Below are 23,389 nucleotides of genomic sequence, written 5' to 3'. Positions count from 1 at the left end.
GGTCGGTGAATACATAGTACGCAGTCAGGTGCCGGCGCGGCTGACGAGAAAGGTCGTGATTTCGGACATCATGATGGCCGGATGCCGGTCATCATGAGTCAGGAGGGTGAGGAGCCAGAAAAAGAGGAGGGTCAGGCTTTGCCGGTGCGCAGCGACTGGGGGGGAATGCCGTAACCCCGGATAAAGACCTCGCGCATATGACGGCGATCGCGGAAGCCGGATTCACGGGCAATGACCTCCATCGACAGCTTGCTCTGCTCGATCAGCAGCCGGGCATTTTCCAGCCGCAGTCCTTCAATCGCTTTGGCTGGCGATTTTCCCGTTTCAGTGCGGAACAGGCGGCTGAGCTGCCGCGCGCTGACGTGGACCGCATCCGCAATGCTCTCGATGGTCAGGGGTTTGCTGAGGTTGTTGCGCGCATACTCCAGGGCTGACTGCAGGCGGTCGCTGCGAGGAGAGAGCATCAGCATCTCAGAGTGCTGCGTCTGCCCGCCGGAGCGACGGTGGTGCATAACCAGCAGGTGTGCCACGGAGCGGGCCACTTCGGCACCGAGATCTTTCTCAACCATGCCCAGCGCCATATCCAGCCCGGCGGTAAGCCCCGCGGATGTCCAGATTGCGTCGTCAATAATAAAGATGCGATCTTCTTCTACCCGGGTGGTGGGATGCAGGGACTTGAGACTCTGCGCATGCATCCAGTGGGTAGTGGCGCGACGGTCAGATAACAGGCCCGCCTGACCCAGCACGAATGCCCCGGTACAGATCCCTGCCACCCGACGCGCCCGGGGCGCGTGCGTCTGCAGAAAATCAACAATGCCCTGCGATGCGGGCAGCTCCAGGGGCGTCAACACGCCCGCCACCAGCCAGGTATCGATCTCCATATTTGCAGCAACAGGCTGGCTGTCAACGCCGAAGCCGTAAGAGGTTTTCACAGAACCGCCGCGCTCTGAATAAACGTTACAGTCATAAAAAGGTTCGCCAGCCACCTGATTCGCAAACTCAAAGATACTCAGCGTGGACAACCCCAGAACCTGAAAATGATCGGAAATCAGTAAGCCTACCCGGTGCATCATTGTCTCCTGATACTTCTTTGACCAATACGCATCTGCGGTCAGTCTGGACGAAACCAGGATGAACACAGACGTTGACTGCGTGTTTCTGGATGATGCGGAAGCACACATTGCCCGCCAGGCACAGCAGGCGGGGGCAGAATATAAAATCACCGCAAGCGCTAGCGGCAATCAGGTTGATATGACCGCAACGCTGTCAAAATAAGCCCGGTAAGGCCATTCCCCTGAAATGGCCTTTTATCAGGCGCTGCCCGCGGGTTGCGCATCCTGAGCACCTGGCAAAAAAGCAGGATGAGTGTGCATCAGCGCCGTGACAGCTTTGAGTTTTTCACGCAGCTGCGCATGTAGCTCGCGTATCGCAGGCGAGAACTGTTTACGGTGAGGGCAGATAAGGTTAAGTGGCACCCCCTCCCCAGGCTGTTCCGGCAGCAACACCTCAAGCCGGCCTGCCAGCACGTCTGCGCTAACATCGATCCATGATTTATAGGCAATACCCATTCCCGCCACGGCCCAGCGACGGGCAAGATCCGCATCGTCACACAGCATCCGGCTGCTCACCGTCAGCTGGCGTCTGCCGCCCTTTTCCGGGAAGGTCCATTTGTCATAAACATGACCGTTCAGCGTATAAAGCAGACAGTGATGCAGAGCCAGATCGTCGAGCTGTCGTGGGCGGCCCTTCTTATTCAGATAGGCGGGAGAGGCGACCAGTACACGCCGGTTATCTTCCGCCAGAGGCAAAGCAACGTAGCTGCTGTTTTCCAGAACGCCGTAGCGGATAGCCACGTCCACCGGATCGCGAAACACATCGCTGACGTTATCGGATATGAAGATACGCAGCGATACTCCGGGATGCTTCTCGCAGAACGCAGTGATTACGGGCAGTAAAACGTTGCGCCCGAGATCTGAGGGGACGGAAATTTTTAGCTCACCCTGGATTTCATTTTCTCCGCTCTGAAGTCGCTCCGCGCCCGCTTGCAGAATATTCAGCATCTCCTGCGCATAGGGCAGCCAGGCTTCCCCTTCGGCGGTGAGACGCAGGCTGCGGGTTGAGCGGGCAAACAGCCGTTTATTCAGATCCCGCTCAAGGCGATTGACCGCCGCGCTGACCTGGCCGGGGAGAATATCGGCTTCGCGCGCGGCGCTGGAAAAACTGCCCAGCGCGGCGGAACGGACGAACAAGGTCACATCTTCAAGACGTATCATGCAGGCTCCAGAGTACGAAAGGCTTTCTGTTTCACGCTGACAGCGGGCTTATCGTTAGCGGGCAGGCTTCAGCCAGGGTAGACCAGATAATGTCAGCCATCACGTCGCGATTCTCTCTGGCGTCCTCTTCAGGAATGTTCAGCCCTGGCTGTGCCACAACTGCGCTGCGGAAGTTGCGCACAAGGGTCAGCGCTTCGACAGGCTCGCGGCAAGCGTTAACCAGAAAACAGCCGTCAAAGGCGGGGGTTGTTGAAGGGCGCAGCCAGAAGGAAGGCCTCAATGTAGTCCCAGCCATGCGGTTGTTTTTGCAGCAAAAACCAATCGTTTTAATATGCGTTCTGCGCGTCAAAAAAGCCAGACTGCGGAAAATAAAAAAAACCGATCGGTTTTAAATTCCTTGCTTGTTGAGCAAGGCCGCGCCGGGCCTGGCAAAACCTGTTGCAGGGGGCGCACCCGCCACATCTTCGTTAACGAAAAAAGGCCCGGCGCTTCACGCACCGGGCCCGTTAAAAAGTAAAAAATCAGGAGAGGCGTAGGGTTACGCTCTCCTGCGTCGCTGACGTTATGAAACCTCAGCTCACTTTGGGAAAATCGACAACGGTGTCGTTCACGCGGTTCACCATATTGGTAAACAGGATGGCGCTAACGGCACCGATAGTTTCCACGACCTGCTGGTCGCTGAACCCCGCCTGACGGAAGGTCTCGACATGCTCAGCCGCCACGGTACCGCGGGATGAAACCAGGTACTGAACGAACTTCACCAGCGCATCAATGTGCGCATCCTCGCTGAAGCGGGCTTCACGTAATTCACGCGTCTGATCGTCAGTGTATCCGGCCTTTTTTGCCATCAGCGTATGTGCCGCCAGGCAGTAGTCACAGCCAGACTCTTCGCTTACCGCAAGGTTAATGGCTTCCAGTTCGCGCGCACTGAGACTCCCCTTATGCAGTGCGGCGTTCAGTTGCAACATCTGGCCCAGTATTTCCGGGGATTGCGTGCCAATGGTCAGATAGGCGTTCGGCACTTTACCCATGCTGCCTTTGATGGCGCTGAACAGCTGTGCGGTTTTACCGGTGGCTTCGCCTTCGGTGATGGTATGTAAGCGGCTCATCATTTGCTCCTGATTTTATTGCGGTAATTGTCAGGTGACAGAACGTAATGGTTTTGTCACGTCGGGTTCAGGAGCACAGTACTGCGCCAGAAGAAGAGGAAAAAGTGATCAGCCGAATTAAGACTTTCTCTCGAAGAGGTTAAATGGAGCTGATTACAGCGGCATAAGTATTACGTTGCACCTTATCGTACACCGTCAGTAAGGCCGGAAGCAGCTTGAGCCAGTAGCGTAATCGTTGCTATACACCCGTAAACCCGGCTGCGGTAAATATTCCCATTAAATCAGGGGGAGGAGAATCATCCCCTATACTGACAACTGCGGTTGTCATTTCCACAGGAGGCGACGCGCGGTTAATGACCTGACATCAATCTTACCTATGACCATCAGGAGAACTCTATGCAGAAACGTAATAACCTGAAAATGCTGCTGACCGCATCGGCAGTAGCCGCGATGTTCTGCACCGTCGGTGTGCAGGCCCAGTCGACAAGCGCCGCCCAGAGCAGCGCCACAAGCCAGACTGCAGCGGGCGAAAAGCTCAGCTCGGGTGACGAAAAAGCGTTGAAGGATATGGCCCAGGCCAATATCAATGAGGTTGCCGCCGCTAAAATCGCGCTGAGCAAGGCGCAAAGCAGCGACGTTAAAGCCTTCGCCCAGAAGATGGTCGACGACCACGGTAATGCCCTGACTAAAGTACAGGCGGTCGCCGAGAAAAAAGGGGTGACCCTGCCGACCGAGCCGGACGCGCAGCATAAGGCGATGGCGGATAAGCTGGAAAAAGCGAGCGGCGACGACTTTGACAAGATGTATATGGAAAATGCCGGCACCAGGGATCACAAGATGGTGCTCTCTAAGCTGCAAAGTGATGCCAAAAACATCAAGGATCCCGATGTGAAGGCCCTGGCCGACGAGCACACCCCGGTGGTGGAGCAGCACCTCAAGTCAGCCGAGCAAATGAAGATGGACTCAGACAAGAAATAAAACATGTAACCCGATTGTCCAGTGGGCGCGGGATTCCCCCGCCCACCATGGCACCATCGCGGTGCACCCTCCCTGTGCTCTCTCCCCAAATCGGTGAATCCTGACGCTGTTAAAACGTCAACCTCATGATAAACCTCATAAATAATTTCTGGCACATCCTTTGCTTTAAACAATGTGAAAGGGCAGTGCACCACACAATCTGAAAAATAGCTGGCTAGGGTTCCGGTTCACGTATGTGAATGACTGGTCCAAGAGCTGGCGACCTCTGAGAGGTTACACGGCGGGACAAAAGCCCGGGAGACAGCAGCACCCACGGTGTCGCGCTGCCCCCTAATTTTGTGCCACTCAGAGGTCAAGCATGAAGAAAACGCCATTACTCCGCACCCTCGTATTGACGCTGGCGATGCTGGTCAGTCTCCCCACCTTTGCCGCCGTCAAAAAAGAGTTCAACGTCTGCTGGACCATCTACGCCGGGTGGATGCCCTGGGGCACTATCAGCACCAGCAAAATCATCGATAAATGGTCCGATAAATACGGCATCAAGATCAACGTCGTACAGCTCAACGACTACATCGAGTCCATCAACCAGTACACCGCCGGCCAGTTTGACGGCTGCACCATGACCAACATGGACGCCCTGACCATTCCGGCGGCGGGCGGCGTGGACACCACGGCACTGATCCTCGGCAGCTACTCGGAAGGCAACGACGGCGTGGTGATGAAGGGCGAGGGCAAAACCCTTAATGACCTGAAAGGGATGAAAATCTACCTGCCGGAGCTCTCCGTTTCCCACTATCTGCTGGTGCGCGGGCTGGAGAAGGCCGGTCTGGCAGAGAAAGATGTCACCGTGGTCAACACCTCGGATGCGGATATCGTCTCCGCCTTCGGCACCGACAGCGTGCAGGCCGCCGTCGCCTGGAATCCGCAGCTCTCCGTTATTAGAGGCACGCCAAAAACCACCGAGGTGTTCAGCTCCTCCCAGGTGCCGGGTGAGCTGATTGACATGATGGTGGTTAACAGCGAAACCCTGAAGGATAACCCGGCGCTGGGCAAAGCCCTTACCGGGGCATGGTACGAAATGATGGGCCTGATGAAAGCCCAGGATGCCACTGCCCTTAATGCGATGGCGGCAGCGTCCGGCACCGATCTGACGGGCTATCAGGCGCAGCTGAAAACCACCCACCTGTTCTACACCCCGCAGGAGAACCTGGCGTTTGTCACCTCACCGGAGCTGGCAAAAACCATGCAGCGCGTGGCGGCCTTCTCCTTTGATAAAGGGCTACTGGGTGAGGGGGCGCAGAGCGCCGATTTCATCGGGATGCGTTTCCCGGGGGACGTTACCCAGGGCGATGCGGGCAACGTAAAGCTGCGCTTTGATGACAGCTTCGTGAAAATGGCCGCCGCAGGCCAGCTGTGATGAGTGACGGAGTTTCCATGCGACAGATTAATCGCCATCCCACCTCCGGCATGCGGCTGATGCTTGTGATGTTGCCGTTTGTCCTGCTGCTGGCGGCCTACTTTTTCGGCTCAGCGGTGCGGCTGGACGCCAACCCACACGACAAGCTGCTGCCCGGCCTGCAACAGATGCTGGATGCGATCTCCCGGATGGCCTTCACCCCGGACAAGCGCAGCGGCGAGTACCTGTTCTGGGTCGATACCCTGGTGAGCCTGGCCCGGCTGCTGGTGGGGCTGGCGATTGCGTCGCTTATTGGCCTCTGCATTGGCGTCACCGCCGGGGTCTTCCCCATGTGGCGCGCCTCGCTCTCGCCGCTGATGACGGTGCTGTCGATGATCCCGCCTCTGGCGATTTTGCCGGTGCTGTTTATCGTCTTCGGCCTGGATGAGCTGTCGAAAATCATGCTGATTGTGATCGGCATTACCCCGATGCTGGCCCGGGATCTGGAGCACCGCGCCTGTGAAATCCCACCGGAAATTCTGATCAAAGCCCAGACGCTGGGGGCCAACAGCTGGACCCTGGTGCTGCGGGTGGTACTGCCGCAGCTGCTCTCGCGCCTGCTCACCTCCCTGCGCCTGCTGCTCGGTTCCGCGTGGTTATTCCTTATCTCAGCGGAGGCCATCTCTTCGACTGCCGGGCTGGGATACCGCATTTTCCTCGTGCGCCGCTATATGGCCATGGATGTGATTATCCCTTACGTCCTGTGGATCACGCTGCTGGCCTGGCTGATGGATCTGGCCCTGCGCCAGCTGCACAAGCGCTGTTTCCCGTGGGCAGAAGGAGACAAAGCATGAGTTTTATCACCATCAACAATATCTGGCAGGAGTATGGCGACCACGTGGTGCTGGAGCGTCTGAATCTGCAGATCAAAGAGGGCGAGTTCTGCTCGATGGTCGGCGCGTCCGGCTGCGGGAAATCGACCTTTCTGCGCCTGCTCCTCGGCCAGGAAAAACCGAGCCGGGGCACTATCACCCTCGACGGTAAACGCCTGGTCGCCGAGCCGGACAGTCACCGGGGCGTGGTGTTCCAGCGTTACTCCGTCTTTCCGCACCTCAGCGTGCTGGATAATGTCGCCATCGGCCTCGAACTGCCGCAATCTCCGCTACTCGGACGGCTGTTTGGTGCGAAAAAACGCGCTGCACGGGAACAGGCGGCAGAGATGCTGAAAAAAGTGGGGCTTGGTCATGCGCTGGATAAATATCCGGCGCAGCTCTCCGGCGGGATGCAACAGCGTCTTGCCATCGCTCAGGCCTTCATTATGCAGCCCCGGGTGTTGCTGCTGGATGAGCCCTTTGGCGCGCTCGATCCCGGCATACGCAAAGAGATGCATGCACTGCTGCTGCAGCTGTGGGGCGAAACCCGCATGACGGTCTTTATGGTCACCCACGATCTCTCCGAAGGTTTCAACCTCGGCACCCGTCTGCTGGTATTCGACAAAGTGCGCCTCGATCCGCAGGCCCCGAATGCCTACGGGGCGCGCATTACCTACGATATTCCGCTCAACGAAACACGGCTCTCAAGCCTGAGCGGAACGGCTCCCGACAACGTTTATGCCTTAAGGGGTTAACGCTATGACGACGACTTTACGTGAAGAGATCCTGCCGGGCGGCGGCCACCTCTCCTTTGTGCTTAAGCGCGGGCAGATCCTGCGCATGACCGACCCCGACGGCGGGGCGAACGTCAGCCTGATGATGCTCAACGCCCATGAGAAGAGCGAGCGCCTGAACCTGCCGGACACCCTGAAAGGCCAGCACACCGCGCGCCTGACCGCCGGGCACTGCTTCTACTCCGACATGGGCCGCGTGCTGGCGGGCATCATTGCCGATACCAGCGGCTGGCACGACCCGTTTGGCGGCGTACTCAATGCCGCCGAAGCCACCGAGAAATATGGCCAGGGGCGCTATCAGGAGCTGCGCAACGGCTTCTTCCGCAACGGCACCGATAACCTGCTGGTGGAGATGGGCAAATGGGATCTCAATCTCGAAGATCTGCTGATGGTGGTCAACTTCTTCAGCAAAGTGACGGTGGACGAACGGGGCCGGTTCAGCTTCCACAGCGGCCATTCACAGCCGGGCAGCTACGTGGAGCTGTTCGCCCCGATGGACACCCTGGTGGTGATGACCGCGCTGCAACATCCGATGGACCCGTCCAGAGAGTACGCCCCGCGTCCGGTGCAGCTGAGCTGGCGGCAGGCGGAAGATGAAGACGCGGCGATAAACGCGCTGCTGACGCGCCCTGAAAACGGCCGCGCCATCACCAATACCCAACTTTTCGCCCTGTAAGGAGCCTCATGATGACAGTCGCCAGCGAAAAAGATGTGCAACATGCCAGCTTCCGCCATGTGATCCCGGCGGGGGAGCCCTACCTGTTTGAAGTGAAAAAAGGCCAGACCCTGCGCCTGCTGGATCTGGAGGGCAACCAGGCGGTGGATACGCTGTTCTATAACGCCGATAACCCGCGGGAGCGCTACGATGCCCAGCGCACCCTGCGCCGGCAGAACAACGCTTATCTGACCACCGGGAGCGTACTCTACTCCAACCTCGGCAACCCGCTGCTGACCATCGTGGCGGATACCTGCGGACGGCACGACACCCTCGGCGGCGCCTGCGCCCAGGAGAGCAACACCGTGCGTTACGCCCTCGACAAGCGCCATATGCACAGCTGCCGGGATAACTTCCTCTGCGCCTGTCTGCACGATGGCCGCCTGCAAAAGCGCGATATCGGGGCCAACATCAACTTCTTTATGAACGTGCCGGTGACCCCCGAGGGCGGGCTGACCTTTGCCGATGGCATCTCCGCACCGGGTAAATATGTTGAGCTGAAGGCGGAGTGCAACGTCATCGTGCTGATCTCCAACTGCCCGCAGCTGAACAACCCCTGCAACGGCTGGAACCCGACCCCTGCGGAGGTACTGATATGGAACTGACGCCGACACGCTGGCAGCGCCTGCGCCAGACGATCTATCGCCTGTTTGAACTGCGTGCCGGACGGATCCTGCCGTAAACCTTTTTCCCCGTGGACGACCATGCGGTGAGCCAGTTTTCGGCGGGACGACCCGCCACCATTGAGTCTTTACTATGTTGACGAAACTCCTGATTGCCAACCGCGGGGCGATTGCCTGCCGCATTCTGCGCACGCTGCGCGCCATGAAGATCGGCGGCGTGGCGGTCTATTCCGAGGCGGATATCAGCAGCCTGCATATCCGCGAGGCCGACGAAGCCCTGAGCCTGGGCGATGGCCCGGCGGCGAATACCTATCTGGTGAGCGAAAAAATCATCGCTGCGGCGAAAGCGAGCGGTGCCCAGGCGATCCATCCGGGCTACGGTTTTCTCTCAGAGAACGCCGCCTTTGCCGAGGCCTGCGAAGCGGCGGGCATTGCTTTTGTCGGCCCTACGCCGGAGCAGCTGCGCCTCTTTGGCCTGAAACATACTGCCCGCGCCCTGGCGAAAGAACATGGTGTGCCGATGCTGGAAGGCACCGAACTGCTGGCGGATGTGAACGCGGCGCTGGAGGCGGCGGAGCAGGTCGGCTACCCGGTGATGCTGAAAAGCACCGCTGGCGGGGGCGGGATCGGTATGCGCGTCTGCTATACCGCAGCGGAACTTTTTGAGGCCTTCGACGCGGTGGTGCGGCTGGGGAAAAATAACTTCAGCGATGCGGGCGTCTTTATTGAGAAATACATTGAGCGGGCGCGTCATCTCGAAGTTCAGCTCTTCGGCGACGGCGAAGGGGAGGTGATCGCCCTCGGCGTGCGTGACTGCTCGGTGCAGCGGCGTAACCAGAAGGTGCTGGAGGAGACCCCGGCGCCCAACCTGCCTGAGGGCATGGCGGATGCGCTGTGTGAGGCGGCGATTAAGCTGGGCAAAGCGGTCAACTACCGCAGCGCGGGCACGGTGGAGTTCGTCTACGACAGCGACGCCGCCCGGTTCTACTTCCTTGAAGTGAATACCCGTTTGCAGGTGGAGCACGGCGTCACCGAGCAGGTGTGGGGTGTCGATCTGGTACGCTGGATGATTGAACTGGCGGCAGGCACCCTGCCTCCGCTGGCGGCTCTGCGTGATGGCCTGACTCCTGAAGGGCACGCCATCCAGGCGCGGGTTTATGCCGAAGATCCGGGCCGTCAGTTCCAGCCATCGCCCGGCCTGTTTACCGAAGTGGTTTTTCCGGAAGATAACCGCCGCACGCTGCGCATCGACAGCTGGGTGGAATCCGGCTGCGAGGTGCCGCCCTTTTTTGATCCGATGCTGGCAAAAATTATCGCCTGGCAGCCGACGCGTGACGCCGCCATTGAGGCCCTGCACACGGCGCTGGGAGAGACCCGGCTGTATGGGGTGGAAACCAACCGCAGCTACCTGCAGCAAATTTTAACCTTCACGCCGTTCGCCAGCGGCGAGCCCTGGACCCGCAGCCTGGAAGGGCTGGACTATCACGCCGCCACGCTTGAGGTACTCAGCGCCGGGACGCAAACCACGGTGCAGGACTATCCGGGGCGTACCGGCTACTGGGCGGTAGGGGTACCGCCATCAGGACCGATGGACAGTCGCGCGCTGCGTCTTGGCAACCGGCTGCTCGGCAACGACGAAGGGGCCGCCGGGCTGGAGATCACCCTCAGCGGCCCGACGCTGAAGTTCAACTGCGATGCCCAGCTGGCGGTGACCGGGGCGGAGATCGCCCTTACCCTGGATGGCGAATCTCTTGAGACCAACCGGGTCTACCGGGTGCAGAGCGGCATGACCCTGCGGATGGGGGATATTCGCGGTGACGGCGTGCGCAGCTATCTCTGCCTGCGCGGCGGATTTAACGTGCCGGACTATCTCGGCAGCAAAAGCACCTTTACCCTGGGGCAGTTTGGCGGCCACGCCGGGCGCGCGCTGCGTACCGGTGACGTGCTGCACATTTCGCCCTTAACCGCCCCGTGCCCGGCGCAGACGCTGCCCCCGGCGCTCTGCACCACGCTTGAGCCTGTGCGTACCCTGCGGGTGATCTATGGCCCGCACGGCGCGCCGGAGTATTTCACCCCGGCTTACATGACCACCTTCTTCGCCACCGACTGGGAAGTGCACTTCAACTCCAGCCGTACCGGGGTGCGCCTGATCGGGCCTAAGCCTGAGTGGGTGCGCGAGAGCGGCGGCGAGGCGGGACTGCATCCGTCGAACATCCACGACAACCCCTATGCTATCGGCGCGGTGGACTTTACCGGGGATATGCCGGTGATCCTCGGCCCGGATGGCCCAAGCCTGGGCGGGTTTGTCTGCCCGGTCACCATCATCGAAGCCGATCTGCACGCCATCGGGCAGCTGAAAGCGGGGGATAAGGTGCGCTTTGTTCCCGTGGATATCGCCACCGCCCGGCAGCTTGCCCAGGCGCAGGCGGCCCAGATCGCCAGCCTGCACCCTCTGGACGTGGCGTGGCAGCCCTCCGAACCCGCCTCGCCGGTGGTGCTGGAGCAGGGGCAGGCTGATAAACGGCTGGTGGCGCGGCTCTCCGGTGATACACACCTGCTGCTGGAGATTGGCGATCCGGAGCTGGATCTGGTCCTGCGTTTTCGCGCCCACGCCCTGATGCAGGCTCTGGAGGCGCAGGCACTGGATGGGGTTATCGACCTGACGCCAGGCATCCGCTCCCTGCAAATTCACTACCAGCCGGAGGCGCTGAGCCTGGCGAGCCTGCTGGATACTGTGGCCGGGCTGTGGCAGGCGGTGTGCGAACAGGATGCGCTTGAAGTGCCGTCGCGCATCGTCTGGCTGCCGCTCTCCTGGGACGATCCGGCCTGTCAGAAAGCCATCGACAAATACATGACCACCGTGCGCCGGGATGCACCCTGGTGCCCGAGCAACCTGGAGTTTATCCGCCGCATTAACGATCTGGCGAACGTCGATGAGGTCTACAAAACGGTATTTGACGCCAGCTATCTGGTGATGGGCCTGGGGGATGTCTATCTCGGCGCCCCGGTGGCGACCCCGCTCGATCCGCGTCATCGTCTGGTCACCACCAAGTACAACCCGGCCCGCACCTGGACGGCGGAAAACTCGGTGGGGATCGGCGGGGCCTATCTCTGTGTTTACGGCATGGAGGGGCCGGGCGGATATCAGTTTGTCGGGCGCACCTTGCAGATGTGGAGCCGCTATCACGCCGTAGAGGATTTCGGCGGCAAGCCCTGGCTGCTGCGCTTCTTTGACCAGATCCGCTTCTATCCGGTCTCTGCCGACGAGCTGCTCACTATTCGCCGCGATTTCCCGCTGGGGCGCTACCCGCTGCGCATTGAGCACACCAGCCTGAAGCTGGCGGAGTATCAGCAGTTTCTCGCTGACGAAGTGCAGGAGATTGACGCGTTTCGCGCCCATCAGCAGGAGGCCTTTAACGCTGAGCGCGAGCGCTGGATCGCCAACGGCCAGGCGCATTTCGACAGCAGCGATCTGCTGGCGGATGAGGGCGATGATGCCCCGCTGCAGCCGGGTCAGGCGGGCATCGACAGCCCGGTCTCCGGCAACCTGTGGCAGGTGAGCGTGGAGGTGGGCAAGGCGGTCCGCGAGGGGGATGTGCTGGTGGTGCTGGAGTCGATGAAGATGGAGATCCCGCTCCTTGCCACCCAGGACGGAATTGTCAGTCAGGTGCGCGTCCAGCCGGGCTCCCCGGTACGGGCGGGTCAGTGTGTGGTGGTCCTGGAGAAAACAGCATGACACATCCATTTGATTTACGTCTCGATGTACTGACGCAGGCTTACCGCGAGGGCCGCCTCACTCCGCGGGAGGTGATTAACACCCTGCGCGAGCGGGCGCTGGCGCTAAACTCTGAGTTCAACGCCTTTATTTATCTGCTCACCTCCGAGGAGCTGGAGCCGTATCTGGCCGCGCTTGAGGATCAATCCCCGCAGACGCTGCCCCTCTACGGCGTGCCCTTTGCCATTAAAGACAATATCGATCTGGCGGGCATCGTCACCACCGCTGCCTGCCCGGCGTTAGCATACCGGGCTGAGCAGGATGCCACTATCGTCGGCCAGCTGATCGCCCTGGGGGCAATCCCGCTGGGGAAAACCAACCTCGATCAGTTCGCTACCGGCTTAAACGGCACACGCTCGCCGTATGGCGCGTGTCGTAACAGTGTCAATGCGGATTATCCATCCGGGGGCTCCAGCGCGGGGTCGTCGCTGGCGGTGGCGCTGGGGCTGGCGAGTTTTGCTCTCGGCACCGACACGGCCGGGAGCGGGCGCGTGCCCGCCGCGCTGAATAATCTGGTCGGGCTTAAGGCAACCAAAGGGTTACTCTCCACCGCCGGGGTGGTGCCTGCCTGCCGCACCCTGGACTGCGTGACCTTCTTTACCGCCACGGCGGAAGAGGCCAGCCAGCTGCTGGCGCTGACGGCGGTGAAAGATCCGCGGGACGACTACAGCCGCGCCAATCCAGCCTGGAACGGCGCCCAGGCTTTTGGTCTGCCTGAGGCCGGGTTCCGCTTCGGCGTACCGGATCGGCTGGAGTTCCTTGGCTGCACCGAGAGCGAAGCGCTGTATCACGCCGCAAAAGCGCGGTTGATCGCCCTCGGTGGCGTGCCGGTGACCATCGACTTTTCGCCGTTTCTGGCGGCAGCGACGCTGCTCTATAACGGCCCGTGGGTGGCGGAGCGCTATCACGTGGCGGGGGCGCTGATTGCGCAGCAACCGAATGCAGTGCTGCCGGTGATCCGCGATGTGCTGAGCAAAGCGCCCGGTACCGATGCGGTCGCGGCCTTTGACGCGCAGTATCAGCTTCAGCATTTCAAACGCTTGTGCGATGAGGTCATGGCGACGCTTGACTGCGTGCTCACGCCCACCTATCCACGCCCGGTGACGCTGGCCGAGCTGGCGGAGGAGCCGGTAAAGCGCAATTCCGAGCTGGGGATTTATACCAACTTTATGAACCTGCTGGACTATGCCGCCGTGGCGGTGCCTGCCGGGTTCATGGCGAATGGCCTGCCCTCAGGCGTGACGCTGTTTGGCCGGCCCTTTACCGACCAGTATCTGCTGAGCCTTGCCGGGGCATTACAACGTCACCAGAATCTGCTGTTACCCGGCGATCGTGCGTTACAGGCGACGGCACCCACGGCCACGGCCAGCCACGATCGCCTGCCGGTGGTGGTTTGCGGGGCACATCTGGACGGGCTGGCGCTGAATCACCAGCTGCGCCAGCGCGGGGGAACCTTACGTGAAACCACCCGCAGCGCGCCGCACTATCGCCTGTTTGCCCTCGCCGACGGGAAACGGCCCGGCATGGTGCGCGACCGCGAACAGGGGGCAGCGATTGCCGTGGAAGTGTGGGATCTGCCCCATGCCGAGGTGGGATCGTTTCTGGCGGGCATCCCGGCTCCGCTGGGACTCGGAAAAGTAGAGCTGGAGGACGGGCGCTGGTTAACCGGGTTTATCTGTGAGGAGTACGGCTTGCAGGGGGCAGAGGATATTACCGCTTTCGGCGGCTGGAGAGCCTGGCTTACTCACCAGCAGTAAGCCAGGGGAGGATTAACGGAAAAGTGGTTTTTCGGCGACCGGGGTCAGCAGGCCGGATTGCCACTCAGCCAGCGTCAACTGTGCCAGTTTGCCCAGCGCGCGGTAGAACGGGTGGCCTGCGTTTTCGACAAACACGGAAAGAAAGCGCGTGCTCCAGGGCAGCAGATGCCAGGCCAGCAGTTGGTCGAGCTCTGCATCCCGGCCCGTTTCTGCCAGCCATGCCGCCATCAGCAGCAGGGTGCCAAAGTGATCTTCCGGCTCGTTGTTCGCCATCTCAAACACGATGCCGTTTTCCCGCATCCACTGGCGCAGCGCCAGGGTGGAATCCCCGAACAGCACGCTCTCTCGATCCAGCCAGACCGAGCCCCAAGGCGGCGCGGGCAGCGCCCACGGACCCAGAAACAGCCGTTGCCAGGCGGTACGCAAGGGTTCATCGGCAGGCTGGCGAAGCTCGTCGGCAATGGGGGCCAACAGGCACTCATCCAGCGGCCAGTCCTGCTGCCAGTCGTTGTGGGTTAAGGCCGTGACCAGCGGCGCGGCTTCGGGGCTATCCGGAGCGTAGTAAAACAGCGCGCCCAACACACGGGCAGTAAAGGCAAACGACTCTCTCATGACTTCATCCTTCATTTGCGCGGGTTGCCCCGCGCTGACACAGTAATTGGCTACGCCTTTTCAATTTGCACCAGATTGGTGTGCTGCGGATTGCCCTTCGCCAGAGGAGACGGACGATGGGTGGTCAGCGTGTTGATGCATGAGCCGTGGTCAATGCGATCCCCGGTCATGTTGGCATCGTGCCAGGCACCCTGGCCCATTGCGCTGACGCCCGGCATAATGCGCGGCGTGACTTTCGCCGGAATACGCAACTCACCGCGGGCATTATAAACCCGCACCATGTCGCCGTTTTTGATCCCACGCGTTTTGGCATCCACCGGATTGAGCCACACCTCCTGACGGCAGGCGGCCTGCAGCACATCGACGTTGCCGTAGCTGGAGTGGGTGCGGGCTTTGAAGTGGAAGCCAAACAGCTGCAACGGAAACTGGCTGCGGTCAGGATCGTCCCAGCCTTCGAAGGTGGAGGCGTAGACCGGCAGCGGGCTGATGATTTCATCTTTTTCCAGCTGCCAGGTGCGGGCAATATCGGCCAGCCTGCTGGAGTAGATCTCGATTTTGCCTGACGGCGTTTTAAGCGGATTAGCCGCCGGGTCGTCGCGGAATTTTTTATAGGCGATGAAATGCCCGTTCGGATCTTTACGCTTGTAGATGCCCATCGCTTTTAATTCCTCATAAGAGGGAAGCTGCGGATCTTTCGCCATCATCTTCGCGTAGAGATATTGTAACCATTCGGCCTGGGTCCGGCCTTCGGTAAAGCGCTGATAGACATCCGGGCCGAGGCGCTTCGCCACCTCGCTCATGATCCAGTAGATAGGCTTACGTTCGAATTTTGGCGCGGTCACCGGCTGGAGGAAGATGAGATAACCCATGTTCCCGGCATAGTCGTTGGGAATGATATCCTCCTGCTCGACGGTCATCAGATCCGGCAGCAGCAGATCGGCATATTTCGCCGACGAGGTCATAAAATTGTCAATGACTACAATCATTTCGCATTTACTTTCATCCTGCAAAATGTCGTGGGTTTTATTGATGTCCGAATGCTGGTTAATGAGGGTGTTACCGGCATAGTTCCAGATGAACTTGATCGGCACGTCGAGCTTATCTTTGCCGCGCACCCCGTCGCGGGTGGCGGTCATCTCCGGCCCGCGGGCGATGGCGTCGGTCCAGCTGAAGCAGGAGATTTGCGTTTTGACCGGATTCTCCGGCAGCGGCATCCGCTCAATGGTGATGGTGTAGGTGGATTCACGCGCGCCGCTGTTGCCGCCATTTATGCCGACGTTGCCGGTGAGGATAGGGAGCATGGCGATGGCGCGTGAGGTGAGCTCGCCGTTGGCCTGGCGCTGCGGCCCCCAGCCCTGGCAGATATAGGCCGGTTTCGCGGTGCCAATTTCCCGGGCCAGCTTAATGATACGATCGGCGGGAATGCCGGTGATGCGCGAGGCCCACTCCGGGGTTTTGGCGGTGGCATCGTCGCCCTCACCAAGGATATAGGCCTTATAGTGGCCGTTGGCAGGCGCGCCTTCCGGCAGGGTGGTTTCGTCGTAACCGACGCAGTATTTATCGAGGAAGGGCTGGTCGACGAGATTTTCGTTAATCAGCACCCAGGCGATGCCCGCCACCAGTGCGGCATCGGTTCCCGGACGAATCGGGATCCATTCATCCTCACGCCCGGCGGCGGTGTCGGTGTAGCGGGGATCGATGACGATCATGCGCGCATTCGAACGTTCGCGCGCCTGTTCGAGGTAATAGGTGATCCCCCCGCCGCTCATGCGGGTTTCCGCCGGGTTATTGCCAAACATCACCACCAGCTTGCTGTTTTCGATATCCGAGGTGCTGTTGCCCTCGTTGCTGCCGTAGGTGTAGGGCATCGCGCAGGCGATCTGCGCCGTGCTGTAGGTACCATAATGGCTCAAAAAACCGCCATAGCAGTTCATCAGTCGGGCCACCAGAGAGGCGTAAGGCGAGGAGCGGGTGATATTGCCGCCGACAATACCGGAAGAGTAATTAATGTAGACCGCTTCGTTGCCGTATTTAGCGACCACGTCGCGCAGGCTGGTGGTGAGCAGATCCAGAGCGTCATCCCAGGAGATGCGTTCAAATTTCCCTTCACCGCGTTTGCCCACGCGTTTCATGGGATAGTTCAGGCGATCGGGATGATTGATGCGTCGACGAATCGAGCGTCCGCGCAGGCAGGCGCGCACCTGATGGTTGCCATAGGTGTCGTCGCCGGTGTTGTCCGTTTCAACCCAGTACACTTCATCGTCTCGCACGTGCAGCCGCAGCGCGCAGCGGCTGCCGCAGTTGACTGAGCAAGCGCCCCAGACCACTTTATCTGCGCGTGTCTGCTGTACTGCCGCGGCTGCGGGGCGTAAACCAAAGGGTAATGACAGGCCGCCTGCGGCAAGCGCAAGGGATCCGATGGCGGTCGATTTGACGAGGGTACGGCGGCTGATCCCGCCGCTATGCTCACTATCTGACATGACTCACTCCATTACGTTCGTCGTTTGAAAACTGATTTCAGCCGTGATGACGATCGGGCTAATGAAAGGGAGTGTTACCCATTAAGGGGGAGGTAATATTAATGTACATCAAAACAAACGAAATTCCCCCGCGCAAACGGGGGGGAATATTCACTGTGGCTCGCGCGGTGCAGGGGCCTGATTACCGCCTCCGCTTACCGGATAGTTGCCGCTGCTGGTGCGGGTATAGAGGATTTTGAGGGTGTCATTGGCGCAGTGGCCTACCACTTCGGCGTCGGGTTTGTCGGCCTGATCGTTTGGCACAATGTTCAGCATAAAACCGCTCTCCGGCACGCCATTATTGATGATCCGCTGCTGAATATCGCTTTTGATGCGCTCGCAGTTATCGGGTGCCGCCAGCGCGGCCGGGGCAATGCCCGCCAGCAAAAGTGCAGTAATCCAGGGTAACCGTTTCATATCTGCCTCCTTACGACTGTGTGTGACTATAATAGTAGCAGGGACAGTGTAAACGTTTGTATTTGCTACACTGCCCGGGATCCTCTTCTGCTATTGGTAGGTCATGTGAATAAACACGCGCTTATGGTTCTCCTGGCGGCTCTGTTGACGGGGTGTGATAACACCGCCGCGCCGCTGTCGTTTACGCCAGAGATGGCGAGCTTTTCTAACGAATTTGATTTTGATCCCCTGCGCGGGCCGGTGAAAGATTTCAGCCAGACGCTCTTCAATGATAAAGGGGAAGTGGCCAAGCGCGTCAGCGGCACGCTCTCTACGGAGGGCTGCTTCGACAGTCTGGAGCTGCACGATCTGGAGGCGAACACCGGCATCGCCCTGGTGCTGGACGCCAACTACTATCTGGATGCGCAAACCCAGCAGAAAAAGCTGCGGCTGCAGGGCAAATGCCAGCTGGCGGAACTGCCCGCATCGGGGATTTCATGGGATACCGATGACAACGGTTTTATCGTCAGCGCCCACGGCAAAGATATGGAAGTGAACTATCGCTACGATGCAGAGGGTTATCCACTCGGTAAAACCACCGTCTCCGGGGAGCAGCAGCTCTCCATTACGGCCACACCGGCGGCGGACAAGCGCAAGAAACTGGACTACACCTCGGTGAGCCAGCTAAATGATAAGCGGCTGGGCAAGGTGAAACAGACCTGCGATTACGATCGCCACGACAACCCGGTGGCGTGCGAGCTGGTAGTGGTCGATGAGAGCGTGAAGCCGGCAGTCTCGCGCAAGTACACCATCAAAAACACGATTGAGTACTATTAAACACCGCGCAGGAGGCTGCGCGGTGCTTTCAGGCAGAATCAGGGGGCCAGGGCGCGGCCAGTGCGGCGGTCAAGGCAGCGCAGGGTGTTGGGCTCCCAGTAGGCGTTCACATTGGCGCTCTGCTGGCATTTATCCCGGGCGTCAAAAGCGACATCCTCTTTATCCCACTCTTTTTCCACGCGGCTGTTCACCTTATGGCGCAGGCTGCGGGTATCGTTCCACTGCTCTTTATCCATGGCGGCATTTTGACGGCTCTGGGCGCTGTCGCCGGATTCAATAATCAGTTTGCTGGTGTTGGCGGATACTGGCGCGATGAAAACAGCAGCCAGCAGGGCAGCCAGGCAGAGGCGTGTGCTCATTTTACGCATAGCGATTTCCTTGTAGACGGTGGACGTTCGACGACTCCACCGGAGTTTTTACATCAGTCCATTTTGAGGGCATACCCACATCAGGCGTGTGGAAGGGTTCCTTTCACATTTGGGTATGATACCTCATCACACATCAGACAACGTTAAATATGTTTAAAACAACTTTGCTCTTTTTTGCCACCGCGCTCTGCGAAATTCTCGGCTGTTTTCTGCCGTGGCTCTGGCTGAAGAAAGGCGCCTCGGTGCTGCTGTTGATTCCCGCGAGCGCTGCCTTGGTGCTGTTTGTCTGGTTACTCACCCTGCATCCCGCAGCAAGCGGGCGCGTCTATGCCGCTTATGGCGGCGTCTATGTCTGCACAGCGCTGTTGTGGTTGCGGGTGGTCGATGGTGTAAAACTAAGCCTCTACGACTGGGTTGGGGCGCTGGTAGCGCTGTGCGGCATGCTCATTATCGTGGCAGGTTCGGGGCGCGCATGAGCGCCCAATATGTGATCCAGCGAAGGTTTTTTGATCTTTATACTTGTATGGTAGTAGGGTAATTGCGTAGATTTCCGGCATCACAGTAAAAGATGTAAGGAACCGGAAAATGAAGATTGTAGGGGCTGAAGTATTTGTCACCTGTCCAGGGCGTAATTTTGTCACGCTGAAAATTACCACCGACGAGGGGATTGTCGGCCTGGGTGACGCTACCCTCAATGGCCGCGAGCTTTCTGTCGCGTCATATCTGAAAGATCATCTCTGTCCGCAGCTGATTGGCCGGGATGCCCATCGTATCGAAGATATCTGGCAGTTCTTCTATAAAGGCGCGTACTGGCGTCGCGGTCCGGTCACTATGTCGGCGATTTCAGCCATCGACATGGCGCTGTGGGACATCAAAGCCAAAGCCGCCAATATGCCGCTGTATCAGCTGCTGGGCGGCGCCTCCCGTGAAGGGGTGATGGTCTACTGCCACACCACCGGTCACACCATTGATGATGTACTGGAAGATTACGCCCGCCATAAAGAGATGGGATTCAAGGCCATCCGCGTACAGTGCGGCGTGCCGGGAATGAAAACCACCTACGGCATGTCAAAAGGGAAGGGGCTGGCGTATGAACCCGCCACCAAAGGCAACTGGCCGGAAGAGCAGCTCTGGTCAACAGAAAAGTACCTCGATTTTACGCCAAAACTGTTTGACGCCGTGCGCAACAAATATGGTTTTAATGAACATCTGCTGCACGACATGCACCACCGCCTGACGCCGATCGAAGCCGCGCGTTTCGGTAAGAGCATTGAGCAGTACCGCATGTTCTGGATGGAAGACCCAACCCCGGCAGAGAACCAGGAGTGCTTCCGTCTGATTCGTCAGCACACCGTCACTCCGATTGCGGTGGGCGAAGTGTTCAACAGCATCTGGGACTGCAAGCAGCTGATCGAAGAGCAGCTGATCGACTATATCCGCACCACCATCACCCATGCGGGCGGTATTACCGGAATGCGTCGGATCGCCGATTTTGCCTCGCTCTATCAGGTACGCACCGGCTCTCACGGTCCTTCCGATCTGTCGCCGATTTGCCACGCGGCGGCGCTGCACTTCGACCTGTGGGTACCCAACTTTGGCGTACAAGAGTACATGGGCTATTCCGAGCAGATGCTGGAGGTCTTTAACACCAACTGGACCTTTGAAGACGGCTATATGCATCCGGGCGATAAGCCGGGCCTGGGCATTGAGTTTGATGAAAAACGGGCAGCGAAATATCCCTACGATCCCGCTTATCTGCCCGTTGCACGTCTTGAGGATGGCACGCTGTGGAACTGGTAAAGGAGCAAAAAATGAAAAGTATCGTTATTCAACAACCGAATTCTCTGGCTCTCGAAGAGCGTCCGCTACCCGCCCCTGCGGCAGGCGAAGTACGCGTCAAAGTGAAGCTGGCCGGGATCTGCGGTTCCGACAGCCATATCTATCGCGGCCACAATCCGTTCGCCAAATATCCCCGGGTGATCGGCCATGAGTTCTTCGGCGTCATCGATGCTGTCGGCGAGGGCGTCGACACCGCACGCCTGGGCCAGCGCGTCTCGGTTGATCCGGTGATCAGCTGCGGCCACTGCTACCCATGCTCGGTAGGCAAACCGAACGTCTGCACCTCGCTGGTGGTGCTGGGTGTGCATCGCGACGGCGGCTTCAGCGAATACGCCGTGGTACCCGCTAAAAATGCCTGGGTCATTCCGGATGCCGTCAGCGATGAACATGCGGTGATGGTTGAGCCATTCACTATCGCGGCCAACGTCACCGGCCACGTCAGCCCGACCGGGCAGGATGTGGCGCTCATTTACGGCGCCGGACCGATGGGGCTGGTCACCGTCCAGGCGCTGAAGGGCGTCTACAAGGTGAAACAGGTCATTGTGGTCGATCGCATCGACGAGCGTCTGGCGATGGCCCAGCGTAGCGGGGCGGACTGGGTGATTAACAACGGCAACCAGTCTCTGCAGGCGGTGCTGGAAGAGAAGGGCATTAAACCCACGCTGATTATTGATGCGGCCTGCCACCCTTCTATTTTGCAGGAAGCGGTCAATCTGGCTTCGCCGGGCGCGCGCATTGTGCTTATGGGCTTCTCCAGCGAGCCGAGCCAGGTTGCGCAGCAGGGGATCACCGGTAAAGAGCTTTCTATATTCTCGTCACGTCTGAACGCCAATAAATTCCCGGTGGTCATCGACTGGCTGGAGAAAGGGCTTATCGACCCTGACAAACTCATTACGCATCGCTTTGCGTATCAACACGTTAAAGACGCCATTGAACTGTTTGAGAAAGACCAGCGGCAGTGCTGCAAGGTATTACTGACGTTCTCTGAATAATAATACTGAATGCGGTTTAGCGGTACGCATCTTACCCTTTTGAGATTGCCAATATGACTCAAGTACAACATGAAAGATCCACATCTGACCTGATAAGAGCCGCCGTCTCCGGATGGCTGGGTACCGCGTTAGAGTTTATGGACTTCCAGCTTTATTCGCTGGGCGCGGCCTTAGTCTTTCACGAAATCTTCTTCCCTGAACAGTCCGCGGCAATGGCGCTGATTCTGGCGATGGGTACCTATGGGGCAGGCTATATTGCCCGTATCATTGGCGCTTTTGTTTTCGGCAAAATGGGCGACCGCGTGGGGCGCAAGAAGGTGCTGTTTATCACCATCACCATGATGGGGATCTGTACCACGCTGATTGGTGCGCTGCCGACCTATGCGCAAATTGGTATTTTCGCGCCGGTGCTGCTGGTGACGCTGCGTATTATCCAGGGGCTGGGCGCAGGGGCGGAGATCTCCGGTGCGGGCACGATGCTGGCGGAATATGCGCCGAAAGGGAAACGCGGCATCATCTCTTCTCTGGTGGCGATGGGGACTAACTGCGGGACCCTGAGCGCCACGGCGATCTGGGCAGTCATGTTCTTTGCCCTCGACCGTGAACAGCTGCTGGCCTGGGGATGGCGTGTGCCTTTCCTTGCCAGCGTGGTGGTGATGATCTTTGCCATCTGGCTGCGTTTGAACCTCAAGGAAAGCCCGGTATTTGAGCAGGTTAATACCGACGAGGCGTCTGTGCAGGCTGCGGTTGAAGAAAATACCCTGGGTGGGATGCTGAAAAGCAAATCATTCTGGCTGGCGACCGGTCTGCGTTTCGGCCAGGCGGGTAACTCTGGCCTCATCCAGACGTTCCTCGCCGGGTATCTGGTCCAGACGCTCTTGTTTGATAAGGCCATCCCGACCGACGCCCTGATGATAAGCTCTATTCTCGGCTTTATTACTATCCCGCTGTTGGGCTGGTTGTCAGATAAATTTGGTCGTCGTCTGCCTTATATTTTGCTGAGCATTTCCGCCATTATTCTGGCCTACCCGATGCTGTCGATTATTGTCGACAAATCGTACACCCCTGGCGTGATCATGACCTCGATTATCGTGATCCATAACTTCGCGGTGCTGGGGCTCTTTGCTCTGGAGAACATCACCATGGCCGAGATGTTTGGTTCCCGTAACCGCTTCACCCGGATGGCGATTTCCAAAGAGGCGGGTGGTCTGATTGCAGTTGGTTTTGGTCCGGTACTGGCGGGGATCTTCTGCAACATGACCGGCTCCTGGTGGCCAATCGTGGTGATGGTGATGGTTTACTCCTTCATCAGCCTGATCTCAGCCCTGCTGATGCCTGAAGTCTGCGATCGCGAGCTGAGCGCGCTGGACGATGCTGCGGACAATAAAGCTGCTGCGCTAAAGATCAACGGTAAACACCGCGCCATCTCGTAGTTGCTGACGACTCCTCTGTTATACGCAGGGGAGTCTTTTTTAACCCTGTCAAAGCCTGCGTTAATGACTATCCCGCTGTCTCCTTCGCATCAATGGTTCAT

The 23,389-nt window shown here is 59.0% G+C and carries 22 protein-coding genes and 1 riboswitch; of the genes, 14 read left to right on the top strand and 8 right to left on the bottom strand.

Translation table 11 applies throughout. The features are described from left to right. Window positions 1–131: 131 nt before the first annotated feature. Window positions 132–1,070, bottom strand: coding sequence for a GlxA family transcriptional regulator (locus ACT3IC_RS21400; protein WP_156655468.1), 939 nt, complete (start codon window positions 1,068–1,070; stop codon window positions 132–134). Window positions 1,071–1,131: 61 nt separating this feature from the next. Between ACT3IC_RS21400 and ACT3IC_RS21395 the strand changes: the two genes are divergently transcribed. Beyond that, entirely contained in the window at window positions 1,132–1,275 is a 144-nt protein-coding gene (locus tag ACT3IC_RS21395) for a DUF1471 domain-containing protein (protein WP_139156337.1), read from the top strand. A gap of 35 nt (window positions 1,276–1,310) precedes the next feature. Here ACT3IC_RS21395 and ACT3IC_RS21390 read toward each other — a convergent pair whose 3' ends face one another. From ACT3IC_RS21390 to ACT3IC_RS21380, 3 genes are all read right to left on the bottom strand, one after another. Continuing rightward, complete coding sequence (locus tag ACT3IC_RS21390) at window positions 1,311–2,273, bottom strand: LysR family transcriptional regulator (protein WP_473479258.1); 963 nt, start codon at window positions 2,271–2,273, stop codon at window positions 1,311–1,313. Between the two features lie 31 nt (window positions 2,274–2,304). Further along, window positions 2,305–2,553: a hypothetical protein gene (locus tag ACT3IC_RS21385; RefSeq protein WP_156654437.1), complete on the bottom strand. Its 249-nt coding sequence runs from the start codon at window positions 2,551–2,553 to the stop codon at window positions 2,305–2,307. A 292-nt stretch (window positions 2,554–2,845) separates the two neighbouring features. Further along, window positions 2,846–3,382: a carboxymuconolactone decarboxylase family protein gene (locus ACT3IC_RS21380; protein ID WP_103179466.1), complete on the bottom strand. Its 537-nt coding sequence runs from the start codon at window positions 3,380–3,382 to the stop codon at window positions 2,846–2,848. 396 nt (window positions 3,383–3,778) lie between these two features. Between ACT3IC_RS21380 and ACT3IC_RS21375 the strand changes: the two genes are divergently transcribed. The 8 genes from ACT3IC_RS21375 (at window position 3,779) to atzF (ending at window position 14,292) form a co-directional block, all read left to right on the top strand. Continuing rightward, a complete protein-coding gene (locus ACT3IC_RS21375; protein ID WP_103179467.1) occupies window positions 3,779–4,360 on the top strand; it encodes a DUF4142 domain-containing protein in 582 nt (193 codons plus the stop codon). Window positions 4,361–4,563: 203 nt separating this feature from the next. After that, window positions 4,564–4,662: riboswitch (guanidine-I (ykkC/yxkD leader) on the top strand. Between the two features lie 56 nt (window positions 4,663–4,718). Then, window positions 4,719–5,777, top strand: coding sequence for a putative urea ABC transporter substrate-binding protein (locus ACT3IC_RS21370; RefSeq protein WP_473479254.1), 1,059 nt, complete (start codon window positions 4,719–4,721; stop codon window positions 5,775–5,777). Window positions 5,778–5,794: 17 nt separating this feature from the next. After that, a complete protein-coding gene (locus ACT3IC_RS21365; RefSeq protein ID WP_325939938.1) occupies window positions 5,795–6,610 on the top strand; it encodes an ABC transporter permease in 816 nt (271 codons plus the stop codon). Then, window positions 6,607–7,383, top strand: coding sequence for an ABC transporter ATP-binding protein (locus tag ACT3IC_RS21360; protein WP_156654439.1), 777 nt, complete (start codon window positions 6,607–6,609; stop codon window positions 7,381–7,383). Before ACT3IC_RS21365 ends, ACT3IC_RS21360 begins: the two co-directional genes overlap by 4 nt. 4 nt (window positions 7,384–7,387) lie before the next feature. Next, complete coding sequence (locus ACT3IC_RS21355) at window positions 7,388–8,098, top strand: urea amidolyase associated protein UAAP1 (protein ID WP_156654440.1); 711 nt, start codon at window positions 7,388–7,390, stop codon at window positions 8,096–8,098. 8 nt (window positions 8,099–8,106) lie between these two features. Further along, window positions 8,107–8,742 carry an urea amidolyase associated protein UAAP2 gene (locus tag ACT3IC_RS21350; protein WP_156654441.1) on the top strand — a complete coding sequence of 212 codons (636 nt, stop codon included), beginning with the start codon at window positions 8,107–8,109 and terminating at the stop codon, window positions 8,740–8,742. 151 nt (window positions 8,743–8,893) lie between these two features. Then, window positions 8,894–12,496, top strand: a complete 3,603-nt coding sequence (gene uca / locus ACT3IC_RS21345) for an urea carboxylase (protein WP_473479249.1) — start codon at window positions 8,894–8,896, stop codon at window positions 12,494–12,496. Further along, a complete protein-coding gene (gene atzF / locus ACT3IC_RS21340) occupies window positions 12,493–14,292 on the top strand; it encodes an allophanate hydrolase (protein ID WP_473479246.1) in 1,800 nt (599 codons plus the stop codon). Before uca ends, atzF begins: the two co-directional genes overlap by 4 nt. A gap of 12 nt (window positions 14,293–14,304) precedes the next feature. Here the strand turns inward: atzF and dmsD are convergent, their stop codons facing one another. The 3 genes from dmsD to ACT3IC_RS21325 all read right to left on the bottom strand — a co-directional run bounded on the left by dmsD (window position 14,305) and on the right by ACT3IC_RS21325 (window position 17,840). Next, the gene (gene dmsD / locus ACT3IC_RS21335) at window positions 14,305–14,919 is read right to left on the bottom strand and encodes a Tat proofreading chaperone DmsD (protein WP_180210830.1); all 615 of its coding nucleotides are present in this window, start codon (window positions 14,917–14,919) and stop codon (window positions 14,305–14,307) included. Window positions 14,920–14,954: 35 nt separating this feature from the next. Then, the gene (ynfE, locus tag ACT3IC_RS21330) at window positions 14,955–17,384 is read right to left on the bottom strand and encodes a selenate/tellurate reductase subunit YnfE (RefSeq protein ID WP_473479243.1); all 2,430 of its coding nucleotides are present in this window, start codon (window positions 17,382–17,384) and stop codon (window positions 14,955–14,957) included. 150 nt (window positions 17,385–17,534) lie between these two features. Continuing rightward, window positions 17,535–17,840, bottom strand: coding sequence for a DUF1161 domain-containing protein (locus ACT3IC_RS21325; RefSeq protein WP_103824474.1), 306 nt, complete (start codon window positions 17,838–17,840; stop codon window positions 17,535–17,537). A 105-nt stretch (window positions 17,841–17,945) separates the two neighbouring features. Between ACT3IC_RS21325 and ACT3IC_RS21320 the strand changes: the two genes are divergently transcribed. After that, window positions 17,946–18,656, top strand: a complete 711-nt coding sequence (locus ACT3IC_RS21320) for a YnfC family lipoprotein (protein WP_159338960.1) — start codon at window positions 17,946–17,948, stop codon at window positions 18,654–18,656. Between the two features lie 38 nt (window positions 18,657–18,694). On the opposite strand, the gene ACT3IC_RS21315 is transcribed toward ACT3IC_RS21320, so the two are convergent. After that, on the bottom strand, window positions 18,695–19,024 hold the full coding sequence (locus ACT3IC_RS21315) for a DUF1283 family protein (RefSeq protein ID WP_103179479.1): 330 nt from the start codon (window positions 19,022–19,024) through the stop codon (window positions 18,695–18,697). Between the two features lie 149 nt (window positions 19,025–19,173). Here ACT3IC_RS21315 and ACT3IC_RS21310 point away from each other — a divergent pair, with 149 nt between their 5' ends. The 4 genes from ACT3IC_RS21310 (at window position 19,174) to ACT3IC_RS21295 (ending at window position 23,288) form a co-directional block, all read left to right on the top strand. After that, a complete protein-coding gene (locus ACT3IC_RS21310) occupies window positions 19,174–19,500 on the top strand; it encodes a YnfA family protein (protein WP_473479238.1) in 327 nt (108 codons plus the stop codon). 109 nt (window positions 19,501–19,609) lie between these two features. Further along, window positions 19,610–20,824, top strand: a complete 1,215-nt coding sequence (gene manD / locus ACT3IC_RS21305; RefSeq protein ID WP_103179481.1) for a D-mannonate dehydratase ManD — start codon at window positions 19,610–19,612, stop codon at window positions 20,822–20,824. A gap of 11 nt (window positions 20,825–20,835) precedes the next feature. After that, on the top strand, window positions 20,836–21,855 hold the full coding sequence (locus ACT3IC_RS21300; protein WP_159338958.1) for a Zn-dependent oxidoreductase: 1,020 nt from the start codon (window positions 20,836–20,838) through the stop codon (window positions 21,853–21,855). Between the two features lie 53 nt (window positions 21,856–21,908). Continuing rightward, on the top strand, window positions 21,909–23,288 hold the full coding sequence (locus ACT3IC_RS21295) for an MFS transporter (protein ID WP_214421941.1): 1,380 nt from the start codon (window positions 21,909–21,911) through the stop codon (window positions 23,286–23,288). The last annotated feature ends 101 nt before the right edge of the window (window positions 23,289–23,389 follow it).

Source organism: Leclercia sp. GHBNCSD, assembly GCF_055805075.1.
Note: the sequence above shows the minus strand (reverse complement) of the source record. Positions and strands in the feature narration are given on the sequence as shown.